The organism is Acanthopleuribacter pedis (assembly GCF_017377855.1).
Classification (GTDB): domain Bacteria; phylum Acidobacteriota; class Holophagae; order Acanthopleuribacterales; family Acanthopleuribacteraceae; genus Acanthopleuribacter; species Acanthopleuribacter pedis.
This window is the reverse complement of record NZ_JAFREP010000008.1, coordinates 202,455-226,459: the sequence shown is the minus strand read 5'-3', so window position 1 is coordinate 226,459 and position 24,005 is coordinate 202,455. Positions and strand designations below refer to the sequence as shown.

The following is a 24,005-nucleotide window of genomic DNA, read 5'->3' as shown; positions in this document are numbered from 1 at the left end:
TTTAGGGCTGCTCGCCCGGGCGTGCAAAATCAAGCGCCGTTTCAGCCGGAACGTGGCACTGCCGGCAGGACAAACGTTCCGGGTGACTGGTGCGAATTTCCACGGGCGCCGCGGGCCCCGCGTGGCAGGCGCTACAGTTCTCGCGCATGTGCAGGCCGTGGGGGATGGGCGGCGGCCCGCCCGGTAGTGCGGCGCGCCCGATGGCGGGCGGCGCCGTCGTTTGCCACTGATTGGCGACAAGCAGTGTTTCGGTGGCTTGGGGAACGTGGCACTGGCGACAATTGCGGTAGGCCGCATGGGGCGTGACCGGGGCAAAAGCCTGAAAAGTCGGCACAAACCCGCCGTTTTCGTGGCAAGAAGAACAGGCCTCAAAATCGGTTTTCATGTCGCTTTCAACCGGGTGCGGGATATACGGCGGCGCACCGGGGTACGCCCGCCTGTCATAATATTCGGCCAACCGACGCGTGCCGGCCTGACGCAAATCCACAAACCGTGAGCGCTGATCCCGCCCCTGAAACACGCCGGCCTCTTGATAGAGGGGGGTGGTTTTAAGCGGCGGCGTGGTCATCCTCCCCGTTTCCGTTTTGGCACGGTCGGGGTCGTCCTCATGCAGCGCCTGCCCAATCACCCACACCCCGGCCGCCATGAGCAGCACCAGCATGCCGATCAAAAGGTATTTTTGGAAAAAGGTAACCGGCGTATTCATACCCGCTCAACCTTTACAGCACACTTTTTGTAATCGGGCTGTTTGGAAATCGGGCAATAGGCGTCGAGGGTCACCTCGTTAATTAACAGCGCTTCGTCGAAGAAGGGCACAAACACATGGCCACGCGCGGGTCGGCCGCGCTGGTCCACGGCCACCGTCATTTCCAGGGAGCCGCGCCGCGTCACCAGGCGGATCCGCTCACCGGAACGCACGCCCAATCGCGTGGCATCGTCTGGATGTAATTCGGCGTAAGCCTCAGGTACGGCACGGTGCAGGACCGGAATGCGCCGGGTCATGCTGCCCGAGTGCCAGTGCTCGAGTACGCGCCCCGTGCACAACCAAAAAGGGTACTCTCGGTCGGGTACTTCCGGGGCCGGCTCATAGGGCCGCGCCCAAATCCAGGCCCGGTGATCGGGTTTCCCGTAAAAATCAAAACTTGAACCCTTGGCCGCGGGATCGGTTTCCGCGTGGTACCGCCATTTGGTTTCCCGGCCCTCATGGAACGGCCAGATCACCCCTGGCCGCTGCAAGAGCACCTCATAAGGCGCCATGCCGTGTTTGGGCCCGTCGTGAAACCGCCGGTATTCCTCCCAAATCTCACGAATATGCGTTTTAGGGTCTTGCGGAAACTTATCGCCGAACCCCATGCGCCGCGCCACTTCAATGATCTGGAGGGTATCGCTCATCGCCTCACCCGGTGGTTCAACCAACTGCTGGAAGTGCTGGGTGCGTCGCTCCGAATTCCCGTACATCCCCTCCCGTTCGATCCACATCGCGGAAGGCAACACCACATCGGCAATATCCGTGGTCGGTGTCGGGTACACATCGGACACCACGATAAAACGACCTTCTTTTTTGGCCGCATCACGGTACCGCTTCAATTTGGGCATGGTCACCATGGGGTTGGTCACCTGGATCCACATCATCCGAATGGCGCCGCTATCCAAGGCGCGGAACATGGAGACCGTGTGATGAGACGGCTTGGGGTCGATGTTTTCAACCGGAACCTGCCAAATTTCGGCCGCTTTTTTGCGCGCTGCTTCATTCATCACCACCCCGTGCGGCAGTTTGTGGGTAAGGGTACCCACCTCGCGCACGGTGCCGCAGGCACTGGGTTGGCCGGTAAGGGAGAACGGCCCGTTGCCCGGACGACTGATTTTGCCGACCAGGAGGTGAAGGTTGTAGACGAGGTTGTTGATCCAAGTTCCCCGCGTATGCTGGTTCATCCCCATACACCAAAAAGAAACCACCTTGCGGTTGGGATCCCCGTACAAAGCGGCCAGGTAACGCAAATCAGCCGCGGAGACGCCGGTTAACGAGGCGACTTTTTCGGGGGTGTAGTCTTCCAGGAACGCGGCGTAACCCGCGAAATCCGTCGGTGTCGCTTCATCTTTAAAATGGAAGCCGTCTTCCAACCCGTAACCAATATCGGTGTGCCCCTTTTTAAAGGCCACGTGTTTTTCAACAAAGGAGCGGTTCACCCGACCGTCTTTAATGATTTGATAGGCGATACAGTTGGCAATCGCCAAATCCGTTTGCGGCTCGAACAAAATCGATTTGTCGGCGGCAAAACTGGTGCGTGTGGTACGCGTGGCCAAATCCACAATCAGCGTCCGTTTGTGGTGTTGGCGTCGCTCCAAAAGCCGTGAAAAAAGAACGGGGTGCATTTCAGCCATGTTGTTGCCCCAGAGGATAAACACATCAGCGTGGTCGATATCCTCATAACAACCCATGGGTTCGTCCAACCCGAACGACGTCAAGAACCCGGTCACGGCGCTGGCCATACAGAGTCGGGCATTGGCCTCGACGTTGTTGGTGCCGAGGCAGCCTTTGAATAACTTGGCGGCAACGTAGCCGTCGGGAATCGTCCACTGGCCGGACCCATAAATCGCCACGCTGTCCTTCCCATGGGCGGCGATGGTTTTCTTAAAGTGATCGGCCACCGCATCAAGCGCCTCGGAAAGAGGAACATCCACGAGACGCCCGTTTTTGCGCATTTGCGCGGAACGCAGGCGGTCTTTGCCGTAAAGCGCTTGCACCGAGTGATAACCCTTCACGCAACACAGGCCCTTGTTGACCGCGGATGCAGGATCACCTTTGACCGCGACGGCACGACCGCTGTCGATACCCACCAACAAACCACAACCCACGCCGCAAAAACGACAGGGCGTCTTGTGCCAGGTCAACCCCGAGGCCGCGGCACCAAACGAGGCGGAGGGAAAAAGTACGCCCGGCAACAGGCTCTGGGCCGCAACAACGGCCGAGGAAAGGGCCATATTTTTGATAAAAATTCGCCGTGAAACCATGGTTGGTTCTCCTCTTAGGAAATGCACTCCTATCCGCGCACGAACCCATGGAACAGGTTCATCACCGACTCAGGTCTACACGGAGGGAAGCAAGGCGTGCCCTGAAAAGGGAGGATACCGGACAGGCTGTCGGCTTCCCGATCCACATCGGCCGTGAGACACACCGGCTGGTTCAAGATTGGCTCGCGCCGGAAGGCAGATTAAACCGCAAACGGCGCTGGGTCGGCATAACCAAAGACCAAGGTCAGGCAGTGGATATCCACAATGGCTTCGAGCGCCGATTTAACACGCTGCTCCGAGGATTCATCGTCACTGGATGTCACAACGACGGCCACGTTTCGGTTTTCCGCCGGGTAAACCGAAACACCGTCGCATTGTTCAAGCCGGGCGATCATGTGGGGGTAGCGACCTTCATGGGAGAAGGCCAAGTAACTTTTAACCGGCATAACAGCAAAGCTCCTGACAAGGTAAAGAGGCGAGGGAAAGGATCACTCCCTCTACTTCAAAAACCAGGCCAACTTGGCTAGAACCACCGATAATAGCGACACCCCCGGCTTTACCTTCTCCAAACCAAAGGTTTACAAAAAACAACGCGATAGCGGCTTTGCAAAAAGTCCGGGCAGCGGTAACCGTTGGGCGAGCCCCCCTCAAAATACCCCTAAACAACTATCTTTACCGCGCTTAAACAAAATACCTTTATTCAGACGCACAACGGCTCCACGCGCCGAGCTCACGCCACAAAAAGTTTATTTTCAATTACTTGAGCAAACCCCAGCCCACCAGAAGCAAAAAACCGACAAACGCCGAGCAGCTGCGGATCCCTGCGCAGGCTTGCGCCAAATCGCGCACCCCAAACGCGGGAACATGGGATTTTAACGACGAAAAAAGTTCTTCTCAATTTCCTCATTGGAGAACTTAAGCACGATGGGGCGCCCGTGAGGACAGAACATCGGGGTTGCGCTTTGATAGAGTTCGTTAATGAGGTGTTTCATCTTTTCCGGGGTGAGGAACATGTTGATTTTGACCGCCGCTTTACAGGCCTTGGTGGCGGCGTAGTGATCGATCATGGCTTCCAGCGCCGTTTCCATGCGTTCACCGCGGGCTTTTTCGATCAACTCCCCAACCAGCTTTTCGAGGTTCTCGCCGTCCACAAAAACCGGCCGCTCGCGAATAATGAAGGTGTTGCCGTCGAAAGGATCCACATCGAAACCAAAGGCCGACAAGGTGGGTTTCACCGCCTCAAAATCAACCGATTGCGCCGGCGAGAGTTCAATCGTTTGCGGCACCAGCAAGGCTTGACGCTCGACCCGGTTTTCCGCCAAGGCCTCCGAGATTTGATCGTAGAGGATGCGTTCGTGGGCCACGTGCTGATCGATTAACAGCAAATCACCGTCTTGTTCGGCAAGGATGTAGCTATCGCGAAACTGGCCGATAATCCGCGGCAAAGAAAGCTCCTTGCGTTGGGCTTCACTGAATAAATGTTGGTTTGCCGAAACCCCTTGATCCGGGACCTGATCGCGTTGTGGCGGTATCGCGGGCCCGGACGGCGCGGTCGGCCCGGACGGCGCGGTCGGCCCGGACGGCGCGGCGGCCTTGACATCCGCGGCAGAAACAGGGCCGGTCGTATTTGGGGCGGCTTGCGCCGGCATTGCGGCGTTTGCCGCTTGGTCGCGTTGGGTTACAAAACGGTCGTAGGGCGAACCCGGCGCCGGTGCCGCGCCCCCACCCGCCTCGGCGAACATCGGCCCGCCCGCGGGCGCGCCCGGCAGAGCTTGCTGCTGTTGCCGCGGCATGGACCAAGGATCGCGTTTGGTGGGCATCGTCTGGCTGGGAACCTCGTGGTATTGCTCGCGAAAGCGGTAGGGAATGGTCGCCCGCTGCTGGAGCAGCGGCGCTCGAATCAAATCGCGCACGCCGTCATGGACAAAGTTGGCATTGATAAATTTGACCTCGGTTTTGGCCGGATGCACGTTGACGTCCACTTCCGCCGAGGGCACTTGAATGAATAGGAATATGACCGGGTAGATTTTGCCTTCACCGAACCCCTGATAGGCCTCGCTGATGGCATGCCCCAAAATCTTGTCCTTCACCAGCCGACCATTCACAAATAGGAATTGGTAATTGCGGCTGGTTTTGAGAAAAGAAGGGAGCGAAGTTAAACCGCTGACCTTAAGCCAGTCACGCTCGCCCTCAAAAGGGACCAGGTGATCGATGAACTGCTTGCCGAAATGCTGGTAAACCCGTTCCTTCAGTTGGCTCACCGGCGACAAGTCCATCAAGGTTCGCCCGTTGTGCTCCAGGATGAAATGTTTGTCGATGTGGGCCATGCTGTATTGGGTAACCAGGTTGACCATCCAACTCAGTTCCGTTTCCGTTTTGCGCAAAAACTTTTTGCGGGCCGGAATATTAAAAAAGAGCTGATCAACCGTGATCGAGGTGCCGGGCGGACGGCTGACCTCGGTCACCTTAAACATTTTGCTGCCGTGTAACTCAACCCGAACGCCGGCCTCGTCCTCGGCACGACGACTCTCCAAGGTTAACCGGGAAACCGAGGCGATACTGGGCAAAGCCTCGCCACGAAAACCAAGGCTGCGAATGGAAAACAGATCCTCGGCCCGAGTTAGCTTGGAGGTGGCATGACGCTCAAGCGCCATCAAACAGTCGTCCTTATCCATGCCGCGCCCATCGTCTTCGACGCGAATCCGGCGCTTGCCGCCGGCCTCCAAAACCACCTTGATTTTGTTGCTACCCGCGTCCAAGCTGTTTTCAACCAATTCTTTAAGTGCCGAGGCAGGCCGTTCAACCACCTCACCCGCGGCAATTTGGTTGGCCAAATGATCGGGCAACACCCGGATAGTTCCCATGCATTCACTCCCCAAAATCGGCGGCCGAAAAGCCGGCCCCCCTGGTAGGGCCGTATCTTACACCAGCGAACTCGGCTGTGATACCACCGTGCGGATCGGTAAAATTCCAAAGCCCGACTAAAGCGGGTGGGTTGTGAGGCCGATATATAGAGAACACCGAGTTCCAGCGAGGATTTTTAAAAAAAAGAATTCCTTCTGTGCGCGACGTGGAAAAGTGACTATAATGGAAGAATCCGACTGAAAATTTTTCCAGACTCGCTTGACTTAGATCCCGATGATGCAGGATTTGGAGGTTCATTATGAAAACGTTTTGCATGGTACTGTTGGCAACCTGTGCCCTGAGTGTCATGGCCCAAGGCGAGGGCGAAAAACGTACGATTGACGGTCAAAAGATGACCTACACCAAGGGTGTATGGGTTCACGACGACCTGGGTAGTGATTACAAGGTGACCGACGAATTCAACGCGGTTTACAAAAGCAAAAAGTGGAAAAACTGGTACAACAACGGTTCCCCCACCCTGAAGAAAATTCTCGACTTGGGCCCCAACGTGGTTTTCAACTTCAAGGGCAGCGACGGCAACCTTCACGTTTACAGTGTCTTCGCTAACAAAAAATTAGCCAAACGCGCCATTGCCGGTGGTGCCGCCGCCGTCGCAACTGGTTTGGGTGGCGCGGCAGCCGGTGCCGGTGCCGCCGCGGCCGGTGCAGCCGCCGGCGCAGCAGCCGGAGCCGGTGCGGCGGCAGCAACCGCGGGTACCGTCTTGGGCGTTACCGCCGGGACCGCCGCCGCCATTGGCGGTGCCGTTGTCGCGGGCGCCGTGATCGTTGAAAACAACGACGACGAAAGCGAAGCTTCTACCGCGAAACGTTAATTAAAGGCCGGTACACGGCCTTGCCGAAACCTGCAACTCGGTTAAAAAGCTCTCATGCCTCATGAGAGCTTTTTTTCGTTGCCCCCTCGGTCGTAATCTCATTTGTTAAGGCGGTTTATCCCGTTACTTGTGATCCTCTCCCCCGCTTCGCTATGATGGGGCTTGTGGTATGATGAGGCGCTAATGGAGGCGAACATGCGCAAGCGTATTTTGGTTGTTGAGGACGAGCCTAAAATTAGAGAAGGCATCGTCGACGCTCTCACATTTCAGGGGTTTGATGTCTTGTCCGCCGAACGCGGCGATGAAGCACTATCAAAAGCGATCATGCAGCACCCCGACCTGATTCTGCTCGACATCATGCTTCCCAAACTCAACGGCCTCGACGTCTGCGAGAACTTGCGCGAAAGCGGCATCAAGGCACCGATTATTTTTCTCTCCGCCAAAGGCCGTGAGAGTGACCGCATAGAAGGTCTGGAAAAAGGCGCCGACGACTACATCACCAAACCTTTTTCCGTCAAAGAATTACTGGCACGGATCAACGCCCACCTGCGCCGACGTGAACTCGACAAAGTCGAAGCCATGAACCAAGACAAACGCAGCGGCCCCGTGCGCGTCAAAGCGCTGACCGTCGATTTCGACGCGCGCTCCTGTTGGCTCAATGAAAAGCGCCTGCACCTCTCCGAAAAAGAATTCATGATCCTCAAAATTCTCTGCGAGAACATCGGCAAGGTCGTCGACCGCGAAACCCTGCTGCGCGAGGTATGGGGTTACAAAAACGTCGGCCTCGAAACCCGAACCGTCGACGTCACCATCGGAAAACTGCGCCAAAAAATTGAAGAGAACCCCTCGCAACCCGAAATTATCAAAACCAAACGGGGCAAGGGTTACATCATCGAGGATACGATCTAGATGAAAAACCGGATATACAAAGCCTTTTCCGGTTACGTCGTACTGCTCCTGATTCCCGTCAGCATCCTGTTTTATCAGGGTACGGTATCGCTCAAAAACCACAAGCGCCAACTCGAAAGCAGCCTTGACGCCCAACACGACCGGGTCGCCAACGACTTCATGCGCGACTTGTCCATGGAGTGGCAGCGCTTCATGGAACGCGAGAAGGTGCGCCCGTTCACCCATTACCTACCCGTCATTTTCTCCGAGGGCAGTCAAATCGTGGCCGTCGCCGGCGAACCCGTCATCCAGCGGTCCCCACTCTACCTTGACAAAGTGCGCCAACTCAAAAACTTGCGCCCCAGTGATTCCGGCATTCTCGACGGCATGGATCAAACCACCGAAAGCCTGTACAACATCATTGAAAACAGCGTGGTCGGCTACTTTCAACTCGACCCGGCCGGGCGTCAGGTGATTACCCCCTACGACGCCAACGAGGCCTTTAAATCCTCCGCCGAAAACCAAATTTTGATTGACGGGTTCCGCCGGTTTCTCGAAGAAGAAGTCACCCCCCTCCTGATCGCGCGCTTGGCCGTTGACGGCGTCGAGCTTCCCGATATCGGCACCATCTTGCGCAACCTACGCGCCAGCCGTCGCCTCAACAAAACCAAGGAATCCCTCGGAGAGCTGGATACCCTGGCCAAGTACGCCGATTTTAAAACCGAGGCCCTGCAAAAAACGGATCGCAACTGGGTCAACATCAGCTATTACGATTTTTCGGACCGCGCCTTCACCGATACCCACGGCAACGAACACATTGTCATGTTTCGCATCTTGCTCATCGACAACCATTTGTACATCCAAGGTTTTATCGTCAACATGCTGGTGTTTCACCAAGCCGCGCAAAGTAATTATCTGGAACACCGCCAGCCCGAATTCGGCAGCGTGGTCATCCGCAACAGCGTCTCGGCATCCGGCGGCCAATTGCTCACGGAACCCTTCAGCACCCTGGCCCTACAAAAACGCAAAAGCGACCAAGCCGATTACCTCAAAACCTACTACGAGGAGCGCAACCGCTTTTGGTTCAGCATCTTCTGTTTGATCCTGGTCCTCGGTGCCTCTTTGTTCCACCTCGGTAAATTGATTTCGGCCCAAGCCTTTCTCACCCGCAAGAAAAACGATTTCATTTCCGCCATCACCCACGAACTCAAAGCCCCGCTGACCAGCATCATCATGTATACCGAAATGCTGCTGGAAGGCTGGGCCAAGGGCAAAGAAGACACTTATTACAAGTACATCTATTGCGAATCGGAACGCCTGTCGCGCTTGATCAAAAACGTGCTGGATTATTCAGGCATCGAACGCGGCGTGTTCCGCCTCAAAAAGAACTCGCTGCTCCTCGATGAGTTCATCGAAGAAACGCTGGAACCCCTGCAGGTATGGATCGAAAACAACGGCCTTAAGTGCTACTACAAGGTGCGCTCCACCCCCTACGTTCGCTTTGACAAAGATTCTTTGGCCCAGGTGATTTACAACCTGTGTGACAACGCCATCAAATACGCGCGCACGGATCCCAACCCGTCACTGACCATTGTTGTCGACGAAACCGATACCGACGCGGTCCTAACCGTATTCGACAACGGACCCGGCGTCCCCAAGGAAGACGAAACCAAGGTCTTTAACCGCTTCCACCGCTGCGAAAACGAACTGACGCGGGAAAGTACCGGCACCGGCCTAGGCCTCAGCCTGGTAAAAGAACTGGTCGAATCAAACGGCGGCACGATTTCGCTGTATTACCCGAAGACGGGCACCGGCTTCGGCGTTGAAATCCACATCCCGAAATCAGTCGACTCCTCCCTGGAAACCGCCGCCGGTATCTAGCCCGCCGCTCCACAGGGCTTTCTGCTTCTCGCGACCAATCCTTGTGAGGGATGTGTGCCGGCTTCACAGAGCGGTTTTTTTACTCCGTGTAACCCAGCGAACGCATCACTTCGAGCTGCTCTTCGCTGAGCGATTCCAAGCGGCCTGCCTTGAAGGCTTTTCCTGCCAAGTAATCTTGAAGGAACAGAAACAAAGCATCCCTTTTCTTGATGTCCTCCTCGGACAGGTTCTTCTGCTCGGCGGGATCCGCATTCAAAGCATACAACTCGGCGGTGAATTGGCCGTGGTTGCGTTTTTGAATCAGTTTGTCGTGGGCCTTCCACACCGCGGTAAGGCGTGGATCTTCCGCGGGTACATGGGGGCCGAAGAAGTAGGACTCGGCGAACAGGGAACGGGTGGTAGCGCGTGGTAACGCGAGCAGGTCGCGCCCTTCGCTTTGTTCGTCCGCGGGTGCCCCGACCAAATTCAAAATCGTCGGGGCAATGTCGACAATTGACACGGGGTCATTGGTGCGCCCTTTTTCCGTGACGCCGCGACCAATGAGCGCCAGTGGGACACGGGTCACTTCCTCGTACAAGGTATCGGCGTGCAACAGGCCACCGTGTTCGCCAAACTCTTCGCCGTGGTCGGAGGTGAGAATGATCGTCCAGTTACCCTTCGCGGCCAGGCGCTCGACCAAAGGGGTCAACAGGCGGTCCGTGTAGGCCACCTCACCGTCGTACAACTTGATCAAATGGGCCAAGTGCTCGTCCGTCAAATCACCGAACTCGTTGTCCAGCAACCATCGGGTACCGCCGAGATTGTCAGGATCACTGAGACCGTCGTGTGGCAAATAGGGACAATGCACCTCGTAGGTGTGCAGAAACACAAACATCGGCGCCTTGTCCTCGTGCTCAGCCAAAACGGCGTCCAAACGGTCGAGGTTGGCCTGGAAGCGTGACGCGCGTGAGGGGTCCTGCTCCATCATAAATGGTGGGTCCTCGTAATAAAGGTGGAACCCCTGGGCCAAGCCAAAGACTTCGGCCATATAGTTGCCCTCGGTTAAACCAACGGTGAAGTAGCCCTGCAATTGCAGGCGCTCAGCCAGGGTCGTGGTTTCACGACTGAGGTACTGCTCCGGTTCGCGCACGCCATGCCGCGCTGGTGTGTAACCCGTAAGCATGGAAGCATGCGCCGGCAAGGTCCAGGGCGCGGTGGTGTAGGCCCGTTCAAAACGCAATCCCTTTTCGTAAAAGGCAGTGAGCCCCGGCATGGTGGCCGCCTCGAAACGGTCGGCACGCAAGGTGTCCACCGAAATCAGCAAAATGTTGTGGGCGTCCTTGGCTTGCTCCGGCAACACATACAAATCACCGAAATAAAGTTCACCGGCGGGCCAATCCATCTGCAGGGAAGCACGTTCGGTTTGCAAGGCAACCACTTGCCATTGTTTTGGGGGTAAGGTGACGGAGGCGGGCTGCGCCCCGGTTACCGAAACGGTGCGTGCTTCCTCCGAGCCATTGCCAACGAGTAGCCAAGCCTGCCGCCCGGCTTCCACCGGAAGGGTAAAGGTTTTTTCAGCGACGCGGGCGGGCAACACGGTGAACCCGGCCCGTTTACTCAAACCGTCCACCTGGCTCACGGTATAGCCCGGCTGCTGTTGGCAACCGACCATCGCGAAGAGCAGTAGGCAGGCCGAAAAGACCGCACGAAAAAAAGCGTTGAATGAATGAGGGTTCGACGCGGACACAGGAAATAACATGGGCTCACCTACTAAAAGAATGGAAAAGCGCGTTTTATGACCAGGGTTGGACCTGAAAATCATCGCTCATTTGCCGGACGGCGTCATAAGCGACCACCCCGGCGGCCAAGGCCAAGTTCAAACTGCGAATTTTACCGTACATCGGAATGGTGAAACAGCGCTCGGGATGCTCGGCCAAAAGCGACTCGGGCAAGCCTTTGGTTTCCTTGCCGAAAATCAAAAAATCGCCGCGCCGATGTTGGGCGGCGGCATAGGGGCGGTCGGTCTTGGTGGTATAGAAATAAAAACGCCGCGGATCGTCACAAATCGACCACAAGGCCTCAAGGTTCGGCAAGGTTTGCCACTTGAGATGGGGCCAATAATCTAGGCCCGCTCGCCGCAACTGCTTGTCGTTTAAGGTGTAACCTAGCGGCTCGACCAGGGTCAGCGTCAGGTCTAACCCGACACACATACGCCCAATGGTTCCCGTGTTCCCGGGAATTTCCGGCTCCACCAACACGATATTCAGGGAATGATCGTAATCCATATTGGGCCAAGGTTCCGATAAAGGTCGCGGTGATTCAGTCACAAACCAACTCCTCATTTCAGCCGGCTCATTGTACCGCAAGGAAGTTCGGAAGGGGGACTGGATGCTGTAGCAAGCGGGCTTTAGCCCGCATTTCTCACAAGGATTCGTCGCGAGAAGCAGAAAGCCTTGTGAGGACGAAGGTTACGACCGAGAGACGGTACAGGGGTCCGACCATTCGGCGTAGCAGAGCTACGGCGAAGGCGGCTCGACCGAGTAAGGCGGAAGGCCCCCCCTCGTAATCGCATGGCTTACCCCGTAGCAGAATTCCTTGTGAGAAATGCGGGTTAGCGCGCTGTCGGTTCAGAACCCGAATCGCGCACGAAGTGATGTTCAAAAAAGCTCGGCCCAGAATTCGTCCCAAACACCGAGTTGGTAAAGGGTCGCAATGGCGGCAAAAACCAGAAGGACAAAGAGCGCTGCAGCCAGTACAAACCAGCCACTCATCATAAAACAGCCGCCTTTCGCGGCACCCTTGTTTTTACCCATGGTCGGCGTACCTCGTTCTTTCGGTTAAGGAAGTTCTTCGCCCTCAACGTCGATGACACGGCCTGCACCGGAACCCGAGCTCGGCCGCGAAAAGCCACCGGCCTGTCCGGAAAACCCACCCTGCCCGGGAAAACCGCCGCCCTGACGCACAACCGCACGTTTCTTAAAGGCCGCAACACCGCGGCGGGCGACAAACAATCGAATCGGGGGAACCAACATGGTGAAGGCAACGGTGTCGGTGATAAATCCCGGTGTAAGCAGCAGCGTCCCAATCACCACCAAAATCAAGCCGGAGACAATTTCCGCGGCGGGCACTTGGCCTTGGCTCAAATTGGTTTGAATTTCTTTGAGGCATCGCAAGCCCTGATACCGTACCAGGCCACCGCCAAGTACCCCGGTCAACACACACAAACCAAGTGTGAGCGGAAACGAGATCTCGTTGGCCACGGTCACCAGCAGATACAACTCACCGATGCTCAAAACGGTGACCAACATGAAAAAACGCGCGACAAAACCCATGATCCTTCCTTTACCCTAAGAAGCGCTGACGCGGTGATTTTGGCTAAACCTCTGGGCTGCAACGGCCTGCAAAAATGCTCACCGCACCCAACGGGTGCGCGTCGTGCGCGACCTCGGTCCGCTTTTTCCAAACCATTTCGCTCCAGATTTTTAACCAAAATCCCTGGCTCTTATCGCGCCTCTTAGGTTTACACCCGCCGAGTTAAACCTAACACGCGGGCGCGACCCCGTCGAGCAAAGGGACAAAACCCTTTGCAAAACGAGGCAACACGGCGATTCGCGTTGATGCGGTGGATCGATCAGGTCTTCGACACAGGCCTATTTTCCCGCGGGTTTGGCATCGGCAGCGGGGGCCGGGGCCGCCGCCGGTTTGGGTGCCGCGGGACCTTTGCCGAAGCCGCCGCCGAAACCGCCCGGTCCTTTTTTCTTGAGCTCTACCGGGAAATCGCCGATGTGGCTCAAATCCAACTGAGCCAGTTGGCGCATGGCACGTTGTTCCATATCGCCGTAGGCCGGGTCAAAGGCCTTGAGCTTGCGCGAAGCTTCCAACATGAAGCGCCACGCCTTGCCCGCCAACTTTGGTTCGAATTGGGCGACACGGTAGTATTCGAGTTCTTCAACCAATCCGCGTAACATGGCATCGGCCCAGGACGGTTGGTCGGCCTCCAGGCAGAAACCCGCTACTTCAATGCGCATGCGCATCTTGCCGCGGGGATCACTCGCGCTGTCGATGGCGGCCTGACCGGCATTAAGCGCATCGGCAAAAGCGCCCGCGCCGTGGGAACGCAACGCGCTGCGAAGCTCCGCGGCGGGATCGGGCTCACCACCACCGCCACCGCCTTCGCGGCTGATTTGCTCCAACCAATCCTTGGTTTGCGGTGAGGCCAGGGCCATCCCGCCTTTGAATTTAATGTCGAGCAATTCTTCAAAGCGAGCGACAAAACGTTTGGTTTCAGCCTTAATAATCGAAAGGATGTCATCTTGGCTCTGGTTCTCCGCGGCTTGGGCGGCATAAAACTGAAGATCAAGCCAAAGCGGTGCCGAGGTGAAGAACCCCTCGACTTGCGCCTGCAAGGCGGTCCAGTTGGATTTACTCATCGCCAGCTCAATCTGTTTGATGACATTGGGCTGAGGTCCAGGGATTAACATCTCGCGGTTGTTATTGACCTTGGGCATTTTAACGCGCGCCCAAATACCCATACGCCGCAACTGATAACCCAGGGGGTGGGCCGGATCGGCGGTTCGCAAGGCGGTCGCCATCTGGACCAGGGCTTTGGCGACATCGTCGAGAGAAGCGTCGCCGGCAACGGCGGGGGCCTGGATGGCGGGACCGGCGGCCGGGGCGGGTGCAGCCGCGACCGGGGCGGCCGGGGCGGCTGCTGCAGGCGCGGCGGCCGGGGCAGGCGCGGCGGCGGCCTGTGGCGGCGGTTCAGGCGGTTTTTCCGGCTCGGGCGGCTTCTCCGGTTCCGGCTCGGGCGCTTGGGCCAGCCATTCCTCAAAGGTTGTGCGGATCTTGCGGAAGTTCACCGGGGGGTCTTCAAACTTCTCATAAACGGCATTTTTTAACGCTTTTACAGCATCCAAACTTTTCTGAAGCAGTTCGCGATCTTCGCTTTTGCAATCGGGTAATTGCTCCAACAACCGCGTGTGGTACCAATCCACCGCGCGCGCGCGAATGCGCACCTTTTTGGCCGAGGGGTGCATGTCGTCCCAAAACTTCATCAAGGCCTCGGCCGCGATGTCCATCCCCGCGGTCATCCCCGCCAGCTTGTACTTTTGCGACCACACAAAGCCGAGGTAGGCAAAAAGGTTGAGTTCTTTTGCCGTTTCTTTCAACAACTTAATCGAGTGTTCCTCGACCTTGTTCCAATCGGGCGAACCGGAACCGAGCGCCGACATCTTGCCGACCTCTTCCTTAATCTCGCTGTAGGCGTCTTCGTACTTGGGATCCTCACCGCAAGGGTCGCTGTCGCTGATCGGGGTGAGAATCGCTTCCTTGTGTACGAGTAACTCTTCCAATTGCATGACTTGCTCCCAGAATGAAGTACAGGATTCCCATCGCCAAGGGTCGTTTCAACACCAACTCAAACACAACGGGAACACCAAAAAAACAAAACGCTCGCAGGTCTCGGGACGGGCCTCATCGTGCGGCCGATTAAGGATCCTTCAACCCCAACCCTTCAAGATCGAGAGGGCCGGCGCTGTCGTTGGGATCGAAGATATCGTCGTCGTGAAGCTCGGGAATCTTGCGTGATTTGGCAGCCTCAATTTCGGCTTGCGCCTCCTCCACTTCCCAATCGCTGTACTCCCGCAAGGGCTCGAGATCGGCCGGTTCACGCGTCGGTAATTCCGCGACGGGCAAGGGCTCGGTCTTCCCTTCATTCAACAAACCGTCTAAAGGCTGGGTACTGTCAAGGTCGGGATCGACGTGTTCGTCCACGGGCGCTTTTGCCTGTTGTCCCAAAACCATCAGTGGGCCGGCGGGCGGTCCGGCAGACGGCGGGTGGGCGGGGCCGTGGGCGGGGCCGTGGGCGGGGCCGTCGGCGGGAGCCGGGGCCGAGTTGGCGGAAGGCGGCGGTTCAGGATTTGCGGCGGGTGGCGGCGCGGGCGCCGGCATGGTGGTAGGCCGCGCGTCAGGCGCCTTTTGTTTGGCACCCGGCACCGGCACAGGCGACGGGGCATCGTCCGAGCGCGCTGAATCGTCAGCGGCCGGCTCAGCCGATGGGACCGGCTGAGTTGGGACCGGCGCGGGCGCCGGCATTCGCGTCGGCGCCTCGGGTGGCGGCGATTGGCTCGGCATCCCCTCACGGGGTGTAGACGCCTCGTTCGATTGTTTGGCTTCCAGGGTCCGTGGATCAACCGCTTTCATGCGTTCGGTCGGCGCATTGGTTTCGTCGTTCTCGAACTGGGCGGCACGACCGCGGACAGGAAAGGTATCCCCTTCCTCGGAGGGTTTGGAAGGCGGTTGTTGTTTGTTTTGATTGGCGGGATGCATTGGGTGGTCTTCCGAAAGACCGGGCACCGGCTCGGGCTTTCGCACCCGCGGCAAGCCTGGATTCAAATGGGATCCCGAATCACTTACCGAGGGTTGATCCACGCTCGGTCCGTCCAAATTGGGGGTTTTGGTCTTTTTGGCCAGAAGCGGGTCGTCTTGAACCGGTGGAAAGAAACGGATGTTGAGATCAGTCGTGCCTTTGCTTCCCAAGTAAGCAAGCGTGGTGCCCCGGTGATCGTCGCGCCACCGGGTGATCGGCCACAGGATAAAACAAGGGTTCCGCTTCAGGCGCAAACCGTGAATCACTTCCAACTCTTCGAGGGCACTGATTTGACTCAAGTCGAGCCGGGTCAGCATGCCCCGTTCAAAGTCACCCCGGGCTTTTTCAGCCAGCGGATGTTCCTTGACTTCCCATTTGGTCGGCTCAAACGGCTCGATTTTGTGGTTTTCACCACGCACCCGTTTGAGGATGCCGGTCGAGCTGTCGAAACCTTCCAGTTCCTGCTTCAAATCTTCGAGATAACACCAGATTTGTTCCAATAACTGCCAGAACTCGGAAAAAGAGCCTTGGCAGTAGCGGCGCGGCAAGGTCATTGCAACCATAAACGGGAAGTAACGCAAACCATCACTACTGTCCCAAATACAGCCGACCAAACCTACTTTTTGGTCTTTCATGTCGACGAAAAAGCGGCGTGCCGGGGACACGTAGGGGTTGGGGATGCCACCACGAATTAAACTGTCGAACCCACGATCCAAGAGGATCTTCCAGTCGGAGAAGGCGGGGCTGCAACTGGTGAAGAGAAAGTCTTTATAACCAGGCAGCTTCCCGTAAATTCCCACCCCGAACGGGGGTATTTTGACACGGTTGCGAAACCGGTCAAAAAAACGCATAACTACTTCCTCAGGATACGACTCCAATCCGGGGGAGCCGGAATGGATCGCGAAGTCTTGAAGTGGAACAAACCTTTTACCTCGGTGTTACCCGTGTTGAGCGGCAGGGTGATTTCACGCGTAAAACGGTCGCGTGTATCGTTGGCGGTACTGCCGTCTAATGCGAACGCGAAGATGCCGAGGTAGCCACCTTCCACGATCACCAACGACTCCGCTCGGTTGCCTTGCGTATCGTTAAATAAACGAAAAACAAGTTTATCATCCTCGGCCGAGTCGTTTTTCTCCAACTTGGTAAAACTTGGTGAGTTCAAGTTCAGGTTGCGGCCCGTAAAGTGACCGCTGAGTTGCGCCAGGGTGAAGTCGGTTGAAATGTTCTTCGTCCGCCCCACCGGTTCGAACCCGGGTTTGTCTTCCATTTTGTAGGAAATTTCCAAACCCTCGGCCAGCATGACGCGCACGGCTTCTTCCCATGCAAAAGCACGTTCCAAAAACCCTTCCAAGCCGTTTTTCTTAACGTAATTTTCCATCGCCGGCGTCCGGTTCTCCGGTTTGTAAACCGAAAGGACCGAGAACAGATGATCCAACTTTTCCTTAGGCGTAATGCTGGGGGAAATCAACGCGCCCTCACCGGTTTGGGGTGTCACCCGAACCTGTGAGTCGAAACGCATGGGGAAACCAATCCCGGCGTCGCGCACCGCGTCACCCAATTTACGGCGTGAGCTGCCGCATTCGGGACAAGGATCGGCGCTGCTGACCCGACGGAAAAAGGCCTGAATCGCATTGGTCGACCATTTGTCCAGTGCGTCGAGATGGGCGGTAAGGTAAACGGGAACACTGCGTTTATCGCCGTATTCCTCAATCACGTTGTCCTTAATGCGCAGGTCGGCGTATTGCTCGAAACGACCACTCAGGTAAAAACTTTCGTTTTTCTTAAGGTCCTGGGTGGAAATTGCATTGAGCGAGGCCAGCGCGGTGCTGAACCGCTCCAAAACTTTCTCCGCGGTTTTGGCATAGTTGTCAACCGCGGGGATCGGGCCGCCGCCGCCCAGGTAAATGCGGGCAATGTTGCGCTTGGGCCGGCCTTTGAATTCACGCAATAACAAGTCGGGCAACTTCACAAAGCCGTCGAACTTTTGACCGTTATCGCTGATGTCGTTAAAGCCGGTAACAATGGCCCCCCAACTGCTCGGCGCCTCGGGCACCTCGTCGGGAATGGTTGAGAGCACGTCGTTAAGGGTTTGCTCCAAGGTTTTCATTTCACGCAAAACCGAGGCGCGTTTGAAATCGCCGACGGCTTGCTCAAAACGTTCCAAGGTACGCGGCTCGGCCTTGTGCAGATCGATAAACTCGAGGATTTTCTCGTCGAACAGGTCACGCAAGGTGGAAACGCGCTTGGCGCCTTCCACAAACAAGCTGTCCAGTTTCCCGTTCAGTTCGTTTTGTGAGTCGACGATGCCTTTGTAAGGCACGCTGTCGTCGCTGAACTTGGCCATGTATTCGGCCAGCAAACGGTTGTAGAACTTGAAGTGAACCTCATCATAAGAAAGGTTGCCCTCGGGACCTGGCGGAAAGATTTTGCGCGGATCGGGAAGTTGGTCCAAATCGCGACGCACCAACACTTTGACAAAGGAACTGTGGTTGGGTAACTTGCCGCGCATATCTTTGTAACGGCCCAACATTTCGCTGCCTTTGGAGAACAGGTCGCCGCCCGATTCCAGCAAGGAACGATTTTCTTTATCACCCTCGGGTTCGGCTTCCTTCGGCAGGAGCGCGACGTATTCCTCGCCGAGCGCCTTAGCAATTTCCTCGCGAATGACAGGGAAGGAAAGATAGCGGTCGTTTTGGTTCGCCATAACTTCGCGCTTGCTCACCGCGAAGAAACCGGCCAAGTTGGACAATTTTTGATGGTACTCAAGGCGGTCCAAGTTGGGGCGTTTGATCGCCTCGTACAACTCTTTCATGTCCTCGAGGATGCCGACTTTTTCGCGATACAAATCCAACTCGGGTTGGTTGCGGTAGAAGCTATCGACCTTCTCGCCAAGGCTGGCGTACATGCCGGTCGATTTGTCGACCATGTAGGATTTGAAGAATTTCTGCAAGCGGTCGGAACTGCGGGTATCGACCTCACTAAACCAGCGCTGCAGCGTGCGTTTGAGGGTATCTTCACCCAACAGGTCCTGTAGCTCGAGGTTCCACTCGTCGTTAATCACAAGATCGAGAAACGGTTCGATTGAGGCGTCGTCCAATTCGTCCAAACGATTCTCAGCAGCGGCGTACTGCCAGCGTTTGAGCTCCTTCATGGCGTTGGTTAACAGCTTCAATTCCGCCTCGCTGCTGAGGTCGGCACGGGCACTGGCCACATCAAACTCGCGCAACTGGGCGTCAACCTGGTTAAACATTTCCAGCATGATGCGATCCAGGAACAGATACCCAAAGGTATCTTGCAAGTGGGCCGTCAATTCGTTCTGGCGGGTTTTGAGGAACAACAGGAAACCGCTGTCGCGGGTGTCGTTCACCGAACTTTTTAGGTAACTCAATGCCTCGAAGATACTTCGCCGCGCTTCCTTATCTCTAAAGAAGGAGCCCTCGACCTGGTTCAACACGCTCACCGTTTGGTCGATGGCCTGCATCGGCGGATTCAAGCGTTTGCTCAGGCTGTTGTACATGAAAAAGACAAAAACCGCGCCCAGCACAAAAATGGCGATGTTCACGGCGTAGATAAAACGCCGTTTCATTTTGTCTTTGCGCATCAGGTCGGCCGCACGCTGAACCAAACCTTCTTCCGGGAACACTTTTTCGGAGTAGAAGTCACGGATGAAGAAGGCGCGCGAGCGGGTGAAAATCTTTTCCAGGTTTTGCGGCATGGCGCCGCCTTGGAACATGGCCTGACAGGCTTTGACAATCGGCTGACCTTCTTGCAGGCCGGAGGTCAGGTAGTAACCGCGGAAAAACAAAGGATCCTTGTACACGCTGCCTTCGAAAATGAGGTGCATGTAACGTTGCAGGGGTTCTTTGATGGTGCGGAACTCTTCCGGGAAGATAAAGGTTTTGTCGACCTCGTCATGCAAGTGCGGCTGGCTGAAGTGGCTGTTGCGGATCTGATCGATGCGCGCCGAAATTTGCCCAAAACTCTCGCCAAAGGTATCCAGACTAAAGCCGGAATCTTGTTTGGGGTTGGACCAGCCGAACATCTCCCGCTGTTGGTCGGCGTTCAGTTTGTTAAAGAACTGGGTAAAGCCGTAGATTTGGTCGCATTTGGTGATCAGCACATAAACCGGAAACTGAATCGCCAACTGGCGCTGGACGGTCAGCAGTTTTTCACTGATATTGCGCGCCTTGGTTTCGAGCAGCTTGTCGTCGTCATTCAACAGCGCATCGACCGGAATAACCAGGATGACACCGTTGATGGGGCAATAGGGTCGGTACTTGGAAAGCAAACCGAGGAAGTGTTCCCATTCGGCCGAGTCGGTCGCGGTGCCTTCTTGGAAGGTGAAGCGACCGGCGGTGTCGAGGATCACGCCCTGTTCGGTAAACCACCAGTCACAGTTACGGGTACCACCACCACCCGAGATCGATTCAACCCCGATGGGAAATTTCAGGCCGGAAAATTTGAGCGTGGTCGACTTACCCGACTGGGGCTCGCCGATCAAGAGGTACCAGGGCAACTGGTAGAGGTCAATGCGGGTATTGCGCAGGTTCTCCAGGGCCTCGTGCCATTTTTCGTTGAGTTCGCCGACGGCAACTTTTACTTCTTCCTTGGAGGGGCCGGCCGATTCTTCGAGCGCTTTGCCAAAAGCAGCACCGCGACGTGATTCGCGCCATTTCACGATTTGGTTAAACACCCAAACCGCAAAAGCGATAATCATGATGCCGACAAACAAGGTCAGGGCGGCCTTGGCGCCAAAGCGGGTGTAGACAAAGAAACAGGCGCCACCCACGATCATTAAAAATGTCAGGGCTTTGGCGCTGCCGGGGATTAGTCGGAGCAGTTCAAGAATTTTGCCCATTAGTTACCATCCTTCAGCGTCTCAACCAGTTGCTTGTCGCGCATCTGCAGCAACACCGTGTTTGACTTTTCTTTAACCTCGTCAACCTTGGCATGCCAGACCACTTGGTAGAAAACGATCAGCATGATGGAAAACACGACGAAAATAATGACGGAACGCCACAGTGAAAAGAGCGGATCAAGGCGGCGTGCTTTGCGGGGTATAACCTCGTAGGCCTCGGGCGAAAGTTTGATATCGCCTTGCTCAATGCGCTGGGGTAACTGACGGTACAAACGCAACAGCGTTTCTTCCCAACGCGCCTCTTCAAAGGCCAGCTCACCGCGAAAACCCAGGGCGAGGATGTAAAACCAGGCCTCGATCAGGTCGACGTCGGCGGGCGTTAGGGACTTAATTAATTCAAAACAGTGGTTACCGGCAATGTTGGTGGCGTAAAACTCGAGTTCCAAAACCGGCCAGTTGCGTGCCTCGGCCCAGGTCGAACTGACGATGATCTCGTCTATCAGGGCCACCAGCCCGTATTTAATTTTGCCGTAACGTGCGCTGAGGGCGGGATTGGAGACCACCTCTTGATCCATTTTGTCAAACAGAATGCGCACTTCTTGGTAGAGGGTCTGAACCGGCGGCAGGCTGCCCTGATTCAGGCGTTCCCGAAAGGTAGCGGCGAACAGAAAAAGATCACGGGTTACATCGCGAAGATCCATGGACAATCACCTAATAAGAGGGTTCTAGCAGGGGGCACCGTCGGCACACGCGGAGGCGCGACCGATCCCGGTCGCTAAAGGGGTTGTGACGTGTTACGCAACGAATTCATGGCCGAAAACTCCAAAACCCGGCCGCCTGGTAGGAAGCGGCCGAGAAGGGGTTATTTCTTTTCCAATATATATAACGTGACCAGCTCGGCGAATTGGGTGTTGCCCCAAATGGATAAAACCGGATGATCTTGGAGTTTGCGGAAAAGAGCATGACCCACGGGGATTTTAAAGTAGTGGTGGTAGGGCGACGTAGGAATGTGGCTGAGGTGGCGCACCGGCCCTTCCAAGTCGATACCGCGCATCCGTCGTTGGTTGAGGATTGGGATGATGTTTTCCGGGGCAATTTTGAGGCCGCCCAATTGGCGCAGCACCTCGGGCTCCTCAATCTTCGCCTCGAAACAGATGTAGTGCTCGTATTTGTCGTCGAACCAACGGGCGTCAAAGTCGACATTAAGCGACTCGCCGGAAATTTCGAAAACACGGGCCTCGTAGCTGAGTTCTTCCAGCAACGACAGCAACTTAATCAGGTTGCCGTGGGCCGTTTTAAAACACTTGGCCAGGTTGTCGTGATCGTAAATGGGGACCTCGACAAAGTTATCGTCCTCACAGTAGATCGACAGCATACCGATAATTTCGGCGATTTTGCCGTACAAGGCAAAAGGATGAACCACGGCCCCACTGCTCAACTGCAAAAACGAGTTGGTAGAAACCGCCAAACTCTGCACCTTCAATGCGTCGCGGGCTTTCATGAGGGTGGCGGTGTCCTTCGATTTCCAGTAGTCCCGCAGGGTGCGGTTTTTCGCGATCAGCCGGTTGCCTACCTCGCGCATGATGTGCTGGAGATACGCCGACGCTTTGACCGAAAAACAGGGCGGTACGTACTCTTTATCCAACTCCGGCACGGAGTTAAACTGCCCGCCGCGTTCGACCTCGGCGATTTTGATGACGTCGTAACCAAAGGTCGACTCACCGGAAAAGAGGATCTTGGGGTTGTAGAGTTTAACCTCAAGTTCTTGGGTGTTTTTACCCGTTACCAGGTCGCCGATTTCCTCAACCTTGGAAATGTAACGATACTTGACGCCGCCCAAGGGACGCGCGTCGTAACGCAGCACATTGGGTTCGACCGTGTTCATTTTGGGCAAGCCCAAAAAGACCTCGATGCGGCCCTGGTTGGAATCGAGCCGCTCTTTAAATTGGCGGCTTTCGATCACGGCGTTGCCGGGATAGGTGATGCGGGTCCCGTCGGGAAAGCGGCAAGAAATTTCTGCAATGTGCAGGTTGTAGTTCTCGCAGTCACTTTCGGAGATGGACAACTGGGAAACGCCGTGAAAGTGCGGAATATAATCCGTAGGAAACCGTGCTTGGCGTTCTTCCAGATTGAGAAATGCCTGTTGGAAGTGATGAGGCTGAACGAACAGCCCCTCACTCCAGTTAATGTCGCGGGCTGACAATACTTCCCCCTGGGATCCGCCGAGGCGGATCGTGAACTGGTCGTGTCGCTCGGGTACCGTGCTTAACGGCTGCTACGCATGTAGTCGTCGTAAACCGATTTGGCCACGATACGCAAACGATCACGCTCGACCAAAACGTATACATCGTTGGAGCGATGGTACTTATCACCGATCAGCAATTTCTGCTGGTCGGCGCCTTCGACATCCGCAAAGTCGACAATCACCATGAAGTCGTTGCGGTCGTTGCGCCGCTCGGCGTTTACCACTTCGCTTTGCGCGCCACGCAGGACGCGTTTCTTAATGCCGGTCAGGGTGTTGACATCGTCGCTGATAAACCACTCTTCAGCAGTCATCCGCTCAAGTTTAACCCGCAAGCTTTCGTCAACGGGGATCACGTGAACCGGTAAAGCCCGGCCGTTGTTGGTTTCAGGCAGACTCAGAAAATTGACCTTGGTCAGGGGTTTAGGGCCGAAACAGCCGACCATCCCCAACACCATCAGGGAAATTAAGACATAACGCATGAGCACGCTCCGTTTGTTATAACCGTGAACTCAAAAGACGAGGATTCAAGCCATCATAGACCAGAATTCCTGTGGAATAAAACCCAAAATGGCCGACAGGACGGCCAAGGGTTGGGCTAAAGACTTGGCGAACAACCGTTTGAGCCGTGAGACAAGCCGCGGCGAACAGGCTTCACTCCGTCCCACCCATGGATTCGCAGACACTTTCGCAAAAGATCGGACACGATCGGTAGAGCCGAACCCGCGCACCGACCCAAACGAAAACATATTCTGCTTTCGAACTTCTCCGCCTAATCCAAAGAAGCCCGAAAGCGGAAATTCCATCGACATCGAACGACGCGATCCACATCGGCCGTTTCGACACCACTCCAGGTAAGTGCGCACAAAACCGCCGAAGTCGCGCGGAGCGGACCAGGTTGTTCAGACGCAAAAGCCGGGAAGGGAACGAGGCTAATGGTATGTAATTTCCGGCACTGCTGTCAAGCGGCCGGCACAACGCTGAAAAGCCGCGCCAAACAGGGGCTTCGGCGCTGACAACGCCAAGCCGCGCGACGGCTGCA

18 protein-coding genes are annotated in these 24,005 nt (G+C 56.0%); 4 read left to right on the top strand and 14 right to left on the bottom strand.

Translation table 11 applies throughout. From position 1 onward, the window contains the following. Position 1: 1 nt before the first annotated feature. The 3 genes from J3U88_RS11495 to J3U88_RS11485 all read right to left on the bottom strand — a co-directional run bounded on the left by J3U88_RS11495 (position 2) and on the right by J3U88_RS11485 (position 3,458). Positions 2–706, bottom strand: a complete 705-nt coding sequence (locus tag J3U88_RS11495) for a hypothetical protein (RefSeq protein ID WP_207858900.1) — start codon at positions 704–706, stop codon at positions 2–4. After that, positions 703–3,012, bottom strand: a complete 2,310-nt coding sequence (locus J3U88_RS11490) for a molybdopterin-dependent oxidoreductase (protein ID WP_207858899.1) — start codon at positions 3,010–3,012, stop codon at positions 703–705. The genes J3U88_RS11495 and J3U88_RS11490 overlap by 4 nt, the downstream gene beginning before the upstream one ends. Before the next feature lie 200 nt (positions 3,013–3,212). Next, positions 3,213–3,458 carry a hypothetical protein gene (locus tag J3U88_RS11485; RefSeq protein WP_207858898.1) on the bottom strand — a complete coding sequence of 82 codons (246 nt, stop codon included), beginning with the start codon at positions 3,456–3,458 and terminating at the stop codon, positions 3,213–3,215. Between the two features lie 73 nt (positions 3,459–3,531). Here J3U88_RS11485 and J3U88_RS11480 point away from each other — a divergent pair, with 73 nt between their 5' ends. Next, on the top strand, positions 3,532–3,888 hold the full coding sequence (locus J3U88_RS11480) for a hypothetical protein (RefSeq protein ID WP_207858897.1): 357 nt from the start codon (positions 3,532–3,534) through the stop codon (positions 3,886–3,888). Here J3U88_RS11480 and mutL read toward each other — a convergent pair. Further along, a complete protein-coding gene (mutL, locus tag J3U88_RS11475; RefSeq protein ID WP_207858896.1) occupies positions 3,885–5,876 on the bottom strand; it encodes a DNA mismatch repair endonuclease MutL in 1,992 nt (663 codons plus the stop codon). The two genes, J3U88_RS11480 and mutL, sit on opposite strands and share 4 nt — an antisense overlap. A 299-nt stretch (positions 5,877–6,175) precedes the next feature. On the opposite strand from mutL, the gene J3U88_RS11470 reads away from it, so the two are divergent. The 3 genes from J3U88_RS11470 to J3U88_RS11460 all read left to right on the top strand — a co-directional run bounded on the left by J3U88_RS11470 (position 6,176) and on the right by J3U88_RS11460 (position 9,517). Further along, complete coding sequence (locus J3U88_RS11470; protein ID WP_207858895.1) at positions 6,176–6,748, top strand: hypothetical protein; 573 nt, start codon at positions 6,176–6,178, stop codon at positions 6,746–6,748. Between the two features lie 195 nt (positions 6,749–6,943). Continuing rightward, entirely contained in the window at positions 6,944–7,657 is a 714-nt protein-coding gene (locus J3U88_RS11465) for a response regulator transcription factor (RefSeq protein WP_207858894.1), read from the top strand. Continuing rightward, a complete protein-coding gene (locus J3U88_RS11460; RefSeq protein WP_207858893.1) occupies positions 7,658–9,517 on the top strand; it encodes a sensor histidine kinase in 1,860 nt (619 codons plus the stop codon). It begins immediately after the preceding gene. A 79-nt stretch (positions 9,518–9,596) separates the two neighbouring features. Here the strand turns inward: J3U88_RS11460 and J3U88_RS11455 are convergent, their stop codons facing one another. The 10 genes from J3U88_RS11455 to J3U88_RS11410 all read right to left on the bottom strand — a co-directional run bounded on the left by J3U88_RS11455 (position 9,597) and on the right by J3U88_RS11410 (position 23,445). Then, positions 9,597–11,255 carry a sulfatase gene (locus tag J3U88_RS11455; RefSeq protein WP_207858892.1) on the bottom strand — a complete coding sequence of 553 codons (1,659 nt, stop codon included), beginning with the start codon at positions 11,253–11,255 and terminating at the stop codon, positions 9,597–9,599. Between the two features lie 34 nt (positions 11,256–11,289). Next, a complete protein-coding gene (locus tag J3U88_RS11450) occupies positions 11,290–11,823 on the bottom strand; it encodes a TrmH family RNA methyltransferase (protein WP_207858891.1) in 534 nt (177 codons plus the stop codon). 330 nt (positions 11,824–12,153) lie between these two features. Beyond that, entirely contained in the window at positions 12,154–12,309 is a 156-nt protein-coding gene (locus J3U88_RS11445) for a hypothetical protein (RefSeq protein ID WP_207858890.1), read from the bottom strand. Between the two features lie 24 nt (positions 12,310–12,333). Continuing rightward, a complete protein-coding gene (locus J3U88_RS11440; RefSeq protein WP_207858889.1) occupies positions 12,334–12,828 on the bottom strand; it encodes an FxsA family protein in 495 nt (164 codons plus the stop codon). 318 nt (positions 12,829–13,146) lie between these two features. Next, positions 13,147–14,853: a type VI secretion system protein TssA gene (gene tssA, locus J3U88_RS11435; RefSeq protein WP_207858888.1), complete on the bottom strand. Its 1,707-nt coding sequence runs from the start codon at positions 14,851–14,853 to the stop codon at positions 13,147–13,149. 130 nt (positions 14,854–14,983) lie between these two features. Next, complete coding sequence (locus J3U88_RS11430) at positions 14,984–16,714, bottom strand: TagF domain-containing protein (protein ID WP_207858887.1); 1,731 nt, start codon at positions 16,712–16,714, stop codon at positions 14,984–14,986. Positions 16,715–16,716: 2 nt separating this feature from the next. Further along, positions 16,717–20,721, bottom strand: coding sequence for a type VI secretion protein IcmF/TssM N-terminal domain-containing protein (locus J3U88_RS11425; protein ID WP_207858886.1), 4,005 nt, complete (start codon positions 20,719–20,721; stop codon positions 16,717–16,719). Next, positions 20,721–21,422: a DotU family type IV/VI secretion system protein gene (locus J3U88_RS11420; protein WP_207858885.1), complete on the bottom strand. Its 702-nt coding sequence runs from the start codon at positions 21,420–21,422 to the stop codon at positions 20,721–20,723. The genes J3U88_RS11425 and J3U88_RS11420 overlap by 1 nt, the downstream gene beginning before the upstream one ends. Before the next feature lie 161 nt (positions 21,423–21,583). Next, positions 21,584–22,924 carry a type VI secretion system baseplate subunit TssK gene (gene tssK / locus J3U88_RS11415; RefSeq protein ID WP_207858884.1) on the bottom strand — a complete coding sequence of 447 codons (1,341 nt, stop codon included), beginning with the start codon at positions 22,922–22,924 and terminating at the stop codon, positions 21,584–21,586. A 62-nt stretch (positions 22,925–22,986) separates the two neighbouring features. After that, positions 22,987–23,445, bottom strand: a complete 459-nt coding sequence (locus J3U88_RS11410) for a hypothetical protein (RefSeq protein WP_207858883.1) — start codon at positions 23,443–23,445, stop codon at positions 22,987–22,989. Positions 23,446–24,005 lie beyond the last annotated feature (560 nt).